The following is a 13,581-nucleotide window of genomic DNA, read 5'->3' as shown; positions in this document are numbered from 1 at the left end:
CCAGTTCAAACCACAAGAATGCGCAAACTATTTTGCCGCAGCGGGGTATGAACCATCATAAAGTGGATGGGCTCTAGCTCAGTGCATGTAGCTGGAAATTGCCGGGCTACGTAATGGAAGACAACCAGGCACCTGACGTTCGTTCTCGGCTAAAGCAGACCTTGATTGCGCCTACGGACAACGTCGGCTCAAGTCAAAGAGCGCCATTCGACGGCGTCGCACGCACGGCCCGCTGATCCTGATGCCCCGCCCGGATAGATCGCTGTCTGCGCTTGAAGCAAAAGCGGCTCCACGACGATCTGTCTCTTGCACGCGCGGGCCTAAAGACCCACGCAGCGTGCTAGTCGGAACGAATATCTGAACCAAACCTCTGGTCCATCCGACCGTCATCGCGGATTTTTGTTATCAGGCTCATCTGGCTGTAGTCTTTGCGGCCTGTGATTTCCCGTCCGACCCACGTCGGCTTGATGATTTTTGTATCTTCAGTTGCAAGTTCTATCTCGGCGAAAAACAGGCCGGTCAGTGCCCCGTGATACTCGTCGATAGACCATAACCCGTCGTCAGCCGGCACGAAATAACGCGTCTTTCTCAGAATTTCTCCAACCCGGTGCTTGCTGATCAGATCCCGTCCGTCTTGTAACGGTATCTCATATTCAAATTCATCCCGGACAACACCAGTTCGCGGGCCCTTCACAGTCAGCGCGGCTTTTTGATCGCAGAGTCTCACCCTAATTTTCCGGCCTTCGTGGACGGCCAGTATGCCGTCCTCGATCTCGACCTTTCGGGTCACCAATGCACGCCAGTCGTCCGAAACAATCAGAAATTTGCGCTCGATTTCCTTTGCCAAACCGCACCCCCGCCTTTGAACAAACCGGCAGAAAGACCATCTGGAAACCCATCGTCCAAAAAGAGAAACGCCTGGTCAAGCATCAAGCATCTGCGGCAAGCAGGAAAACCGTCCAGAAGGCGGCGTTACCCCCCTCCCCAAGACCTTTGAAGGCCCCGGCAATCCCACAACACCGTCGGCCCAGACGGCACCAGCGCTCTGTCCGCAGCCCACGTCCCCCTCCCGTCGAAGTTGGCGAGCCAAGCCCCGGCCTCGCCCACTCATGTCATCCCCGCCTTGTGCGGGGATCCATTCATTTCCAGAGCTGCGATAACGGCTCCACCCTCGCCCTCCAGACACCGCCAACCTTTCAGGTGTCCTGCGCCTCACAGCCCGAACCTACCCATCCCGCATCCGGGACAACTGCCCGCGCACGGGTGTAAAAGGTGTTGAAGGACGGCTGAGGATCCGCAGAGATCACGGCCCATGTTCACGCCACACGCCCGCGCATTCAGGCAATAAAAGCCCGCCTCCCTTCTGATGTCATCCCCGACTTGATCGGGGATCCACTCGTTTCCAGAGCTTCGATAAAGGCCCTACCCTCCCCGTCCAGTCATCCGGCGACGATGACCTGCCGTTTGTCCTGCGCCTCAAAAACCGAGCCCGCGCAGCCTGAACCCAACGAAAATGCCCGCCCGCGGGTGAAAAAATGCTGGAAGACGGGGGATCACCCTGGCTGGGCTTGAAACCCGGTCACAGCTCAAGAACGCACCCGCTTAGGGCGTTGATGCGTGGCAGAGCAATGGCCCGAATGGGCGGGTTGCGGACCTTCGCTGCAGATTAAATCAATGTCCCCTCTACGGACCCTTTCGGATCTTTGACCGAATGGTAATTACGGCCCTGATTGGGTATTGGGCTTGGTTGCATCGAATGGACTACGGGTCGCGCTGCCGGCTAATGAGACCCGGCATGCGCCGGTAATCCCGTTTGACGAGATATCGACCATCTGACGCACGTGGATCTTGAAGGACCGAGGCTTCAGCCTCCTCCGGCTGCCACAGCTGCAGCAAGCGCTTCGCTGTACGTCTTGAAATCGCCAATCGGGCGGGCCCAGTTAGGCGGCTGAAGGACGCGGAAAGAGCTTGTATCACGATACTGGTAGATCAGGGTTTTAGTGCCGCCGCAGTCGAACTCAAAGATCGTGGCGGCTTGTTTTGCCCCCTCTTTCTCCTGGATAAGGGTTCCGGTCTGGTCACAGATTTTGGGCTTTTGGACCCTTTTAATTGGCGTGCCTTTCTGGAACCGGCCTTTGTCGGAAGACCACTTCAGCAGAAGTGACCTGAAAAGGCCTTCGGCGATGCGCTCGCAATAGCGCAGGTATGGTCCCTTGTCGGCAGGAACGAACCAGTCTTCCCCCTCGCAGACCGCCTGGACCGTCTCTTGCGGCACCATCAGGCTGGCCTCGGCGTCCTTGCCGCCTTGGGGAAAGCGGACTTGGACTGAAGAACCGATGGCCTTGAGATCGCGCAGGTCAGCGATTGTCATTTCGCCGGGCATGAAGTCAGCGAGCGAGATGTCCGGCCAGACGTAGCCGGTCTGCTCGGTCCATTTTCCGGCAATCGGCTCGAAGAAGCGCACGCGAGACGATTCTTGTCCGGGCTGGATCATCGCGGTTTCGGCAATGCCGAGGAGCGGTGTACCGCCGGACCCGGGCCACAGGGCAACCTGGGTTTCGAAGGACCCGCCGCCGGTGCCCTCGTCGAGGATCAGGATCGTGCCCTTGGCCGCATCAACGGTGACGGGCATGGGCGTCTCCCAGTCCGGCGAGGTGGTCAGCCAGCGCCCGGCGTCCAGGCGGATCGCATAGCGGAGGTCCGGCGCGATGCCGCTTTTCATCAGCGCCATGTACTGGCGGGTGACATCGGGCCCGGCGGGCCCGGCAGAAGACGGGGGCGTGACGGACGGCGCGGTGACTTGCTGGCCCGTGACCGGCTGGCCGGTAACCACGGGCACGGCCTCCATGGAAGCCGGTGCGCCTTGCGGACGCGGGGAGGGTATGGGCACACCCGCCGTTTGCGGGGCCGTTACCGCCGCGGCGCTTAAGTGCGGCAGGACGGATCGAAGGCTGTCGAGCAGGCCATAGGCGGCCGGGCTGACGCCGCGGATATCGACCAGTGTCATCGGCTCACGGTCGCTCAGGTCGTCCTGGAACACCCAGTCGATCGTCTGCTGTTCGCCGAAGTTCCGAAAGGTTACCCGAATGGTCTGCTCGATCGAACGCGGGTTGTAGGCATCGAGCGCGTGTTCCACGACCGAAAGGCCGGTGATCTCGTAGTCGTTGCCCATGATGGTGAACGGCTGGTCGATCAGGCCGCTGTCCACCGCGCTCTTCCAGAGCCGGGCGAGCTCATCGGAAAGGGCGAGGTCTCCAACGTCTGCGAGGCTGTCGCAGCGGTAGAAACGCTCCACATAGGCGCGCGCGTCCTCGACCGTCTCACCCCTGGCGAGACAAGGCTGCAGGGCAGGGGCGGGTTGTAGTGCCGGGCTCGCGGGTGTCGGGCTGGTGGATGCTTGCGCGACGTTCGTCTGCGCCTGGCTTGACGGTCCGGCGAACATCAGCATGCCGACCGGGTCTTCGCCGGGGCCGGCGTGGGCAAAGCCCATGCCACTGCCGTCCGCGCTCAGATATATCATGTGTTTGAACTTGCCATATCGCTTTACTTCCGAGGGGGCGCCGAATACATCCTCGACCATCGCCTTGGTCAGGGGCGGCAGAGCCCGGCCTTTTTTCGCCAGTTTGAAGGACCCCATACGTTTGTAGGTGCTCAGGATGAAAACCAGTTTTCCCTTGTTGAACAGCACCTTGTAGAACGGCGCGCCGGACCCGGTGTAGCCCCACTCCGTGTCGAAGCGGACCAGGCTGTAGAAGGATTTCGACGGATCCGCGATCGCGCCCAGGACTTTCCCGTCGGAAAGCTCCTCGTCAGGCTGGCCGAGCTGCTTCCTGACATCCTCCATCGCCATCCCGAGGGACAGCGGGCCGACGCCCGACGTCGGCCGGATGTTCAAAAGGATCTGCTCCGACATTGCCGGTGCGACAAGAAAGAGAGACAGGAAAAGCCCTGCGAGGGCGCGGACGATGAGAGGCATGTGCCGGGTCCTTTTTTACGGACGCTCACAGGGTGAGCAGCGCGTCGAACAGTTCGAGGAATCTGGCGTGGGCGCCTTCCGGCGCCTTGCCGAAGTCGTCGGCGATGACGAAGAAGATCGCGTTGCCCATGATCGCGGGCTTGCCGGCCTGGGGTATGAGATATTCGCTGCGGGTCGTGTGGGACCACAGCCCGAGGGTCGTGTTCGCGTAGCAGAAGCTTTCCCCGCCGCGGATCTTGCCCGCGAAGAGATTGCCGCCGATTTGGGGCGACTCCAGCACGCCACCGCCGGAAAAGTTGATCATCCCGGAAAAAATGCCGAAGAAATAGACGTCGATGGCCTGCATGGGAAATTGGTGCCCGGGCGTCACGCGCATTACGGGGCCATAGCCGCCACCCGTGCTGCGGCAGGTCGGGTTGTTCAGAAAAACACCTTCGAACTTCAGGATGTTGACCTGGTGGTTCCACTGGTACATGGGAACCCGGATCTCGTTCAGGTATTGTACCAGCTTCACGGCCTCGTCGTACTTGGCGGCGGCCAGCTTCTCGTTGTTGTGCAGGAACTCCCGGTATTTGTCGACCGCATGTGGATCAAACTTGTTCGCCGGATACTTCTCGTCCTGCGCGGACGCGGGCGGCGCCGCCAGGACAAGTGCGGCCGCAAGAGCCAGAAACAGCCTGAAGATATTCATGTTCTTGAAAACCCTTAAGCAATTCATGCCTTGCAAAAGGCTTACAAATTCCGCCTTATTTTGCCTTGCGTCATGTCAAAGCCGAGTGCGGTGGATAGTCAGCGGTGTGTTGCACAGTGTCCTCAAAACGGCTCTTGGTTCGCCATGCAGCGAAGGTCCAGAAATTGCCATGTCTCGAGTTTAGTGCCCAACGTCCGGGAAGAGCTCGAAGCAGTCCTTTGCTGCTCTCGACATCAATGACCGTTTAGGGCCGAGAGCATCAACCGGCGACATCCCAATCACGGCCTGCTGATACCTGCGCGGCACGCCCGTCGAAGTTGGCGAGCCACACCCCGGCCACCCCCTCTGATGTCATCCCCGACTTGATCGGGGATCCACTCGTTTCCAGAGCTGCGAGAAAGGCCCCGCCCTCCCCCTCCGGATGTTCGGCGCCGATGCCCTGCCGTTTTTCACGCGCACAAAAAACCGAGCCCGCGCAGCTTAAACCCAACGAAAATGCCTGCCCGCGAGTGCAAAAAACGCTGGAAGACGGGGGATCCCCCTGGCCGGGCTTGAAACGCGGACGCGGCTCAAAAATGAACGACTCTGAGTCGTCCCTATATGCACGAGCAACGGTCACGAATTTGCGGTTCATCGCCCCGGTTTGGGTCAGGCCGATACCGCCGTGTTCAACCGCATAATTTAGCGACAGGACCAGACCCCGGATCAGGGGAGAGTGTTCGCAAGGATCTATGGGTTTGTGGAGAGCGATTGTCGGATCCATGAATGGAAGGCTACGCGTAAGTTGGTGGGTGATCAATGTGCCCTCGCCCGCAAGGCTTCCCTGCCCTTCGATATGTGGGGTCTGCGGGCGGTCAGCCTTACTTCTGCTATGCCCGTTTCACGTCCCTGTTGTGACCGTTCTGCCTGGCACAAATCGTGACCATTCTCGCTAGTGACAACAGCGCCGCCGAATGGAATGAAACAATCGATATGTTTGCTTGGGGCGGTCGGTTGCAGGCCGGACATATTTGGTCGGAACATTCCTGGTTGCCGTCTTTGACCTATACCTACAAAACCTTTTCGGGTGATGATCCGGCGACCTCGCAACAAGAACGTTTCGATCCGCTTTATTATGACGGCTCTCCCAGCAGCTGGGCGACTGGCTCCAAATCGTCGATGACCTTCATCAATTCAAACGTCCAGGCCCACGCAATCGCCTTCAATATCAAACCGACGAAGAAAAACTCGATTACTCTCAGATATGCGCACATTCGCGCCAATGAATTGCGCAGCCCGATCCAGTTTGGACAGGCGACCCGATTTGAAATCGCCGGGGGAGATAATATCGTGGCTGGGGTCACCGACCACCATCTCGCTGACGATTTCTTTCTGGAATTTAGTCACGGCTTTAACCGAAATGCGTTTCTTACCGCTGGACTGAGCGCTTCTTTCCCGGGCAAAGGGCTTGATCTGGCTGCCAACCGGGACCTGCCTGTATGGTACGGTGGCTTTCTGAACCTTGTAATCAATTACTGACCACGGTGCTTTCAATCCAAGGGCAAGGAGACACGATTAAGATGCAGTCGCTACAGATAATCTTTTTCTCGCTATTGGTGAGTGTCTCAGTATCCGCGCCGATAAACACTGCTTTGGCAGAAATGAGAGAGCCTTTAAGCGCGCAACAATCCGATCCGCGCGTGTTGCGATGGATGGAGGGCTTTCCTCCGCCCGCTGACAAGCTCATTACACAACCGGATTCCGTTTATTTCAGCTTCCCCAAACTGCGCTGGTCGGTCTGTCACCTCCGTGAGTTTCTGCCGACAGAAGAAATCAGCCGGGGATTGAAGGCGCCGTTGCCGCTGACCTACGCCCCAGCGCACGAATTTGCAGAACTCCGGATTGCAATTGACGGCTTGACGTTTCTGCCGATTGGCAGTTCAGAAGAAATGACCTGGGAGCAGTCTCTCTTCGCAAATTACACGGACGGTCTTCTGATCTTGCATAAGGGGAAGGTCGTCTATGAACGCTATTTTGGCTGCTTAAATGAAGACGGCAAGCATGCTGCCATGTCTATGACCAAGTCAATTACCGGCCTGCTCGCAGAGATTTTGGTTGTTGAAGGTGCGTTGGATGAGAACGCACTTGTATCAGAGATTATTCCGGAAATCGGTGGGAGTGCTTTTGCCAATGCCACGGTGCGTGAAGTTATGGACATGACGACAGGCGTCGCCTACTCCGAAGACTACGCGGACCCGGATGCCGATATCTGGAAATATTCTCAAGCCGCAAGTCCTCTCCCAAAACCGGACGGGTATATTGGGCCGAACGGCTATTGGGAATACCTTCAAGAAGTCGAACCAGAGGGCAACCACGGGGATGCGTTTCACTACAAGACCATCAATTCGGACATGCTGGGATGGATTATCAGCCGTGTCTCTGGAAAGGCGGTTACCGACCTTGCTTCCGAACGTCTGTGGATCCCGATGGGCGCAGAGCAATCTGCCTACCAAACGGTAGACGGAAATGGCGTACCGTTCGCCGGGGGAGGCTTAAGTGCAGGTCTTCGAGACCTCGGGCGACTGGGCGCGATGATGCTGAACGGCGGCAAGGTTGGCGGTGAGCAAGTGTTTCCGGAGCAAACTGTTCGAAACATACGGTCTGGGGGGCATCGGGATAAATTCGCAGGGTTTCCAACCCTTCCGGGTGCCAGCTACCGAAGTCAATGGTGGGTTCTGCACAACGATCATGGTGCCTTTGCTGCCCGTGGCGTCCACGGACAAACCATCTACGTAGATCCGACAGCAGAGATGGTTTTGGTGCGTTTCGCATCCCACCCACAAGCCAAGAACGGATACATCGATCCAACATCATTGCCCGCGTTCCAAGCAGTGGCGGAATACCTGATGAGTCTCGCAGACTGATTGACCCTAAAAAAGCCAGTTCCGACCAAACAAGACAGTCATCGGGCTTCCGTCCAATGACCGGTTTTGGGGGGCCGGACGGCGACGGACGGGTTTGGCCTTGTGATCAGCAAATCGGACATCCCGGTTGAGCCGATGCGCGGGCACGTCCGGCGTCCAGTGACGATGAGGCCCCCACGAGGGAAAGCCCCGCCCCTTCTGATGTCATCCCCGACCGGATCGGGGATCCATTCATTTCCAGAGCCGCGAAAAAGGCCCCGCCGAGAAATCTGGCGACGCAACCACGCCCGTTGCTTTTCGCGTGATTGACGAGGGCATCTGTTTTTTGACATCAGGGCACGCGTCCGCCGGGCAGTCTTTCATGAAATATGCACGCGATGCTGACGGGGACAGTTTTTCCGTCATCTGCAGACCGGCTCAGCAGCCTGTTTTTCGCAACGGCAGGACAACACTTTTGAGCGATGGCTTTGGTTTGCGGCACCTCGCAGGCTTTGACGAGAGCGGTTGAGAGGGGGCCCGCGGTGTCTCAACAGCGCCGGCGCTGCCTCACTCCGGATTGGTCAGCTTGTCGATCCATTTAAAACCGTCTGGTGCTTCCTTATCGGAGGGTTGGCGGCGGCCGTCGTCGGTAAAGGCGCTCCAATCCGTGTGACCGGCAAACTTGCGCCGGCCGGTGTCCGCATCAAGCACCCATTTTTCCAGGCGACTGCCATCAGCGATGTAAAGATCAGTCAAGCGGGACGTTGAAGCCCCGGCTTCGAACGCCTTGCGATCAAGTTCGGCTTCTCTGCTGTTGGCCGACACGGCCTGATAGAGCCCAACCATTGCACCAATGATGAGCACCAACCCGGCAGAGATGAGAAGGACGTTCGCACTCAAGAGTTTCTGCCTGTTGTGTTTTGGAATGTAATGAACAACCATCGACCGCCTCATTCGTTTCCTTAAGGCTACAAGCCAGACCCTTGAGGGCACAAGTTGGGGACACCGCGATCAGCATTATTCGCGATCCCCAAATTCCAAAAAAACCAATTATTTACCAAGAACCTGAGCACTGGGTCACGACAGGTCAGCAGTCGAAGTTGGAAAGCCAAACCCCGCTCCCAATTCCGCTGTCATCCCCGACCTGATCGGGGATCCACTCGTTTCCAGAGCTGCGATAAAGGCCCCGCCCCTCCGGATGTTCTGCGCCGATGACCTCCGGCATCTCATGCACCTGGCGACAGAGCGCACCGGTCCCGAAGCAAACCAAACCGCCTGCAACATCCCACCCCTTCGGCCTCTGAGGGAGCCGCCTTTGGGTCCAGATAGCCCCCCGGCCGGAAGGACAGTGCGGAGCTTACAGACCACGGAGCAAAGGCAATTATTTCAGTCTTATGAAACAAAACATTGTTTCCCGGCTCAAGAAGGATAGGATCTACCGCAAGGGAACTTTCAAGTTTTTTTCAAAGAGGGCAGACAACCATGAGCTTGACGGCAGATGAAATCTCCAGGATCCGTGAAGTCATCGGCACGCCCGAGAAGAAAAACGTCAAACCACAGGGCTCCGGGACCCATCACCAGAACACCTACACCTATTTTTATGTTCCGGCAGACTTTGGCTCCGACGCAACAATCGCCGATGATATGGGTCTGGGCGCGGTGTTGCGGCTGGGCGGATACTCGGATCTGGAAGAGCCGGCAGATACTGGGGCCGGACACAGCGCGGGGGTCTTGGCAACGGTCCAATCCGACGTCTATCCGGCGCAGCATATTTCCGATGAGACAAGCGCCGAGGCACACCTCAACGCACCGGGCAAGCAGACAACGGGCGAAAACGGCGACGTCACCAAACGGCAAGGGATCTTGCTGGCCTGCGACGGGCGCATTCTCCTGCGCTCCGGGGAAAAGGTCTATGTGCATGCGGCCGAACAGATCCACATCCAAAGTGATCAGAACATGGCGCTTGTGACGGTCAATGGCGCGATCGACAACACGTCCGGGGACAAGTTCACCGTCAAGGCCAAGAAGAAGATCAGCCTGCGTTCCGGTGTCGCCAGCAATGACAATTACACCACGCGAGGCGTCAACAGTTCCGGCGAGAACGGGATTGAAATCATCGCCGATGAGGGCAAGTCCGATGTCTATATTGAGGGAAAGTCGCTCTACCTGCAGGTCAACGGCACCAGCACGGCGGACATCACGGAAGACAATTCGACCATCATGCGCGCCGACAATTTCGAGGACATCTGGGGCCACAACACCTCGATCTTCCGCGGCACGTTCCTGGAGTTTTATTTCGGCGCGGGCTTTTCCTACCGGGCTGCTGCCTCGCTCAACATCGCAACAGCGCTCGACATCAACATCGGCCTCTTTGACGTTGGCATCACCGCGTTCGACATCAGTTTGACCGGCAAGGAAATCAATCTGAACGAAACAGTGTTTGGCGCTGTGTCCGTGGATGCAAAACTGGCGGCCCTTAAAAACGACATCACGACGCTCGCCTGCGAGACCGACAGCATCAAGGCCTCGACAAATGTCCTGAAATCGGAAACCCGCTCGATCAAATCCACCATGGGCAACGTGCAGGCCGATCTCCAGAACCTCATCTTCTTTGGCTGAGCAGACGCACCTCCAGATGGCGTGGGGTATGGGTTGATAAACCGAGTGAGACCCGTCTTTCGTGATCTGGAGCACTCGTCACTGAGCAGCGGTTAACCGTAGCGGGATCCCCCTCCCCTCCCGGGCGTTCGGCAACGCCATCCTTCCAGCTGTCCTGTGTCCGAAACCAGGCCCAACGCCCCAAAGAAGCTGTTACGCTTGCTGCAGCCAACGGGGCTGCAGGACGTACGAGGATCCGATCGTTGCACACGATTGGGTCACTCAAACCAGCCAGGTATCGAAGACCGCATCGATGATCCGGTCGAAGGCTGCGGCCGACCTTGGTTTGGTGACCACCGCGTTCGCGCCCAAGGCCATCGCCTTGTCATGGATGTCCGGATCCGACGCTGTCGTGATTACGACGATAGGAAGGTGCCGCAGTTCTGGCGTTTCTCTGACTGTCGCCAAGACACCGAGCCCATCTAGCCGGGGCATGTTCAAATCAAGCAATATGAGGTCCGGTGCGGCATCGGTGCCAACGAGAGCCTTGGCCATTTCGATGCCGGCCACCCCGTCATGGGCAACGGTCCGGAAAATCTCAAAGGGATACTCCCCGGCGCGAGAATCAATCGCGTGGCACATGAGGAACACATCATCTTCGTCATCATCGACAATCAGGACGTTCATGCGCTGCATCGCGTGGTCCGTTGTTTCTCGCCATGACGTTTTCATTAAGGCCTTTGGATTAACGCAACGTCAATCGTCAAAAATATACCCTGCCGCTGAAGATGATTTGGAGACGTTCATGCAGCCGGATTTGAAACCTTCGGAGCACTACCTCGAAACCGAATTTTATGACCGTGTTCATTCCGATCCTGAGATCATCAACTTCCTGGAAGAAGGCTCGCTCGACGGCCTCTGGTATTGGGATCTGGAGTATCCGGACCACGAATGGCTGAGCCCACGCTTTAAAACGCTTTTTGGCTACGATCAAACAGAGATCCCGCACACCAGCGCTTGGTGGCAGGAAAACATCTTTCCCGAGGATTTGCAGAAAACGTTACGTGCGTTTCAGGCGCATGAGAGCAATCCATCAATCCCCTATGACGTGGAGGTGCGCTATCGTCACAAGGATGGTCATCTGATTTGGGTGCGGTGCCGCGGCAAGATCATCCGCGACAAGACCGGCAAACCGATCCGGATGCTGGGGGCGCACACCGACATTACGGCGTTAAAGTCGCGGGAAACACAACTTGATTATCTGAACTCCGTCCAGAAAACCCTTCTAGACACGGTCCAGCACGGCTTGATGATGTTTGAAGCCATCCGCAACGGCGACGGAACGATCATCGACCTGGAGATGGTTGAGGCCAATGCAGCGGCCTGCCAACTTGTGGGTCGTTTAAAAGAGTCTTTGGTTGGCCGTTACCTCAGCGAAACCTTTCCCGGCAACTTTGAAGACGGATTGTTTGAGGCCTATCGCAAGGCCTTGAACAGCGGCCAACCGGTGAAGCTAACCCGGCATTATCAGCATGACGGTCTTGACAACTGGTACGACATTGTCGCGACCCCGCATTCTTCCGATCTCATTGTGATCAGCTTCAACGACATTACAGATTTCAAATTGATCGAGCGGGAGCTGGAGCGAGAAAAGCAGAAGTTTGAGCAACTTTATCTCCAGACACCGGCAATTATGCAATCCATCAATGGAAAAGGTGAGCTGGTCCAGGTGAATGATGCATGGTGCAAGGCTTTCGGGTATGCCCGGGAGGAAGCCTTAACACTGCGCAACGTCGATGTAATGACTGAAGAAAGCAAGGCCTATGCGCACGATGTCACGCTTCCTGCATTTTGGAGAGACGGTCGCTGTAACAGGCTCCCTTTCACGTATAAGCGCCGCGACGGATCGACATTTGAGGGTGAACTGTCTGCTGTCACCTTTGGCCATGCAGGCAACGCTCCGGAAGATCAGGTCAGTTTTGCCGTCATTGAAGAAGTGACAGAACGCAATCAATCCCGCCGCGATTTGGAACAAACAGTCGACACATTAAGGGACGTGAAATCCCGTCTGGAAAAGTTCTCTCATGCGGCCTCCCATGACTTGAAGGAACCCCTTCGAAAGATCGAGACGTTCCTGCCGATGCTGTTGAAGGCAAGAGACGAAAATGACGCGCAAACGGCCGCCTATGCCAATGAAGTCATAGAGCGCGCACTCGGCCGCGCAAATGCGTTGATCACCGCCCTTCTCAATTTCTCAAAATCGCAGGACCGTCCCCTGGTCACCACGCTCGTCGACTTGGCCAAGGCCGTTGATCAGGCTTGGCAGTCGGTGTCTGTGGCCGGGACAACGGACACGCTGACCTTTCGCAATGACACGACGCCCACGACACTGACCTGTGATCCCGTTTTGCTCGACATCCTTTTGGTCAATCTTCTGTCGAACGCGGCAAAGTACCGGTCAAACGATAGACAAAGTCACATCACGGTCTCGACCGGGACGGACGAGACAGGCCGCACTTGTCTGCACATTGAGGACAACGGAATTGGCTTGGACAAGGACGACCTGCAAAAAATCTTCGACCCCTTCATCCGGCTTCACACACAAAAGGAATTCCCCGGATCGGGCGTCGGCCTTGCCACCTGCGCAACGATCTGCAAGCGCCACGGCTGGTCGATAACGGCAGATGGCAATCCGGGCGTGGGATCCTGTTTTTCAATTGGGTTCGAGCCGGAGCCGTCTGCGGCCGCCCTCTCCAGCGCCAATGAGGCATCATCATGATCAAGACAATCGTGATGGCTGAAGATGATGAAGACGATCGCCGGATCTTCCACAATCTTTTGGCACCCCATGATGATTTTGTTTTGAGCGTCTTTACCTGCCCGCTTTTGAGCACCTGTATGCGGATGGTGTTCGAGAAACGGCCAGATCTCGTCATTTTGGATCTAAACCTGCCGGACAGCCGCGGGCTTGAAACGCTGCAACGGCTGGTCAGGAGGTTTCCGGCCCAAAAGGTCCTGGTCGTCACCGGTGAACTCAACCCTGACTACGAGAAACAACTGATTGCGAACGGAGCGGTCGGGGCGTTGGAAAAAGGCGCTGTGACAGTCGGCGACTTCCGAAGCGCAATTGCGGACGCCTTGGCAGGCAACCCCCCGGCCTTAAGGCACGTCACCTGATCGCGCATCTGGGTCCAAAAGGCCGCACACTGGGCCAGATGGGGGCCAGATTGGGCCCAGATGGGACGGTAGGTGACAGGCCGGGCGTGCAAACGCCGGCAACAAGCGCCAAAGGGTCAGACCGTCGCCATCGACGGACAAAACGTCCATCTGACATCCTTCAAAAAACACCCGGCCCGGCGAATTCATAAACCACGTTAACTATTCATAAGGTGGTGGATTACTAACGTCGAAAAGCTGCCGTTAGGTCAAGCAAG

The 13,581-nt window shown here is 57.2% G+C and carries 12 protein-coding genes; 5 read left to right on the top strand and 7 right to left on the bottom strand.

Annotated features, from left to right (window positions below):
- Positions 1 to 340: 340 nt before the first annotated feature.
- The 4 genes from RBB44_RS25245 to RBB44_RS25230 form a co-directional block, all read right to left on the bottom strand.
- The gene (locus tag RBB44_RS25245; protein ID WP_306150571.1) at positions 341 to 847 is read right to left on the bottom strand and encodes a CYTH domain-containing protein; all 507 of its coding nucleotides are present in this window, start codon (positions 845 to 847) and stop codon (positions 341 to 343) included.
- A 1,017-nt stretch (positions 848 to 1,864) separates the two neighbouring features.
- Positions 1,865 to 3,976, bottom strand: coding sequence for a hypothetical protein (locus tag RBB44_RS25240; protein WP_306150570.1), 2,112 nt, complete (start codon positions 3,974 to 3,976; stop codon positions 1,865 to 1,867).
- A 25-nt stretch (positions 3,977 to 4,001) separates the two neighbouring features.
- The gene (locus RBB44_RS25235; RefSeq protein WP_306150569.1) at positions 4,002 to 4,667 is read right to left on the bottom strand and encodes a hypothetical protein; all 666 of its coding nucleotides are present in this window, start codon (positions 4,665 to 4,667) and stop codon (positions 4,002 to 4,004) included.
- Positions 4,668 to 4,926: 259 nt separating this feature from the next.
- Positions 4,927 to 5,430 carry a hypothetical protein gene (locus RBB44_RS25230; RefSeq protein ID WP_306150572.1) on the bottom strand — a complete coding sequence of 168 codons (504 nt, stop codon included), beginning with the start codon at positions 5,428 to 5,430 and terminating at the stop codon, positions 4,927 to 4,929.
- A 155-nt stretch (positions 5,431 to 5,585) separates the two neighbouring features.
- Between RBB44_RS25230 and RBB44_RS25225 the strand changes: the two genes are divergently transcribed.
- Both RBB44_RS25225 and RBB44_RS25220 read left to right on the top strand, forming a co-directional pair.
- Positions 5,586 to 6,185 carry an alginate export family protein gene (locus RBB44_RS25225; RefSeq protein ID WP_306150568.1) on the top strand — a complete coding sequence of 200 codons (600 nt, stop codon included), beginning with the start codon at positions 5,586 to 5,588 and terminating at the stop codon, positions 6,183 to 6,185.
- 317 nt (positions 6,186 to 6,502) lie between these two features.
- Positions 6,503 to 7,570: a serine hydrolase domain-containing protein gene (locus RBB44_RS25220; RefSeq protein WP_371932358.1), complete on the top strand. Its 1,068-nt coding sequence runs from the start codon at positions 6,503 to 6,505 to the stop codon at positions 7,568 to 7,570.
- Between the two features lie 546 nt (positions 7,571 to 8,116).
- Here the strand turns inward: RBB44_RS25220 and RBB44_RS25215 are convergent.
- Both RBB44_RS25215 and RBB44_RS25210 read right to left on the bottom strand, forming a co-directional pair.
- Positions 8,117 to 8,491 (bottom strand): hypothetical protein, encoded by a 375-nt coding sequence (locus RBB44_RS25215; RefSeq protein ID WP_306150566.1) that lies wholly within the window; start codon positions 8,489 to 8,491, stop codon positions 8,117 to 8,119.
- Positions 8,492 to 8,636: 145 nt separating this feature from the next.
- On the bottom strand, positions 8,637 to 8,774 hold the full coding sequence (locus RBB44_RS25210) for a hypothetical protein (protein ID WP_306156182.1): 138 nt from the start codon (positions 8,772 to 8,774) through the stop codon (positions 8,637 to 8,639).
- Between the two features lie 257 nt (positions 8,775 to 9,031).
- Here RBB44_RS25210 and RBB44_RS25205 point away from each other — a divergent pair, with 257 nt between their 5' ends.
- On the top strand, positions 9,032 to 10,168 hold the full coding sequence (locus RBB44_RS25205; protein WP_306150565.1) for a hypothetical protein: 1,137 nt from the start codon (positions 9,032 to 9,034) through the stop codon (positions 10,166 to 10,168).
- A gap of 261 nt (positions 10,169 to 10,429) precedes the next feature.
- Here RBB44_RS25205 and RBB44_RS25200 read toward each other — a convergent pair whose 3' ends face one another.
- The gene (locus RBB44_RS25200; RefSeq protein ID WP_306150564.1) at positions 10,430 to 10,843 is read right to left on the bottom strand and encodes a response regulator; all 414 of its coding nucleotides are present in this window, start codon (positions 10,841 to 10,843) and stop codon (positions 10,430 to 10,432) included.
- Between the two features lie 109 nt (positions 10,844 to 10,952).
- On the opposite strand from RBB44_RS25200, the gene RBB44_RS25195 reads away from it, so the two are divergent.
- Both RBB44_RS25195 and RBB44_RS25190 read left to right on the top strand, forming a co-directional pair.
- Positions 10,953 to 12,926, top strand: a complete 1,974-nt coding sequence (locus RBB44_RS25195; protein ID WP_306150563.1) for a PAS domain S-box protein — start codon at positions 10,953 to 10,955, stop codon at positions 12,924 to 12,926.
- Positions 12,923 to 13,324, top strand: a complete 402-nt coding sequence (locus RBB44_RS25190) for a response regulator (protein WP_306150562.1) — start codon at positions 12,923 to 12,925, stop codon at positions 13,322 to 13,324. The genes RBB44_RS25195 and RBB44_RS25190 overlap by 4 nt, the downstream gene beginning before the upstream one ends.
- Positions 13,325 to 13,581 lie beyond the last annotated feature (257 nt).

Origin of the sequence: Roseibium sp. MMSF_3247 (assembly GCF_030733765.1) — a bacterium.
Taxonomy (GTDB): domain Bacteria; phylum Pseudomonadota; class Alphaproteobacteria; order Rhizobiales; family Stappiaceae; genus Roseibium.
The sequence above is the reverse complement of the archived record's forward strand: the minus strand, read 5'-3'. Positions and strand labels throughout refer to the sequence as shown.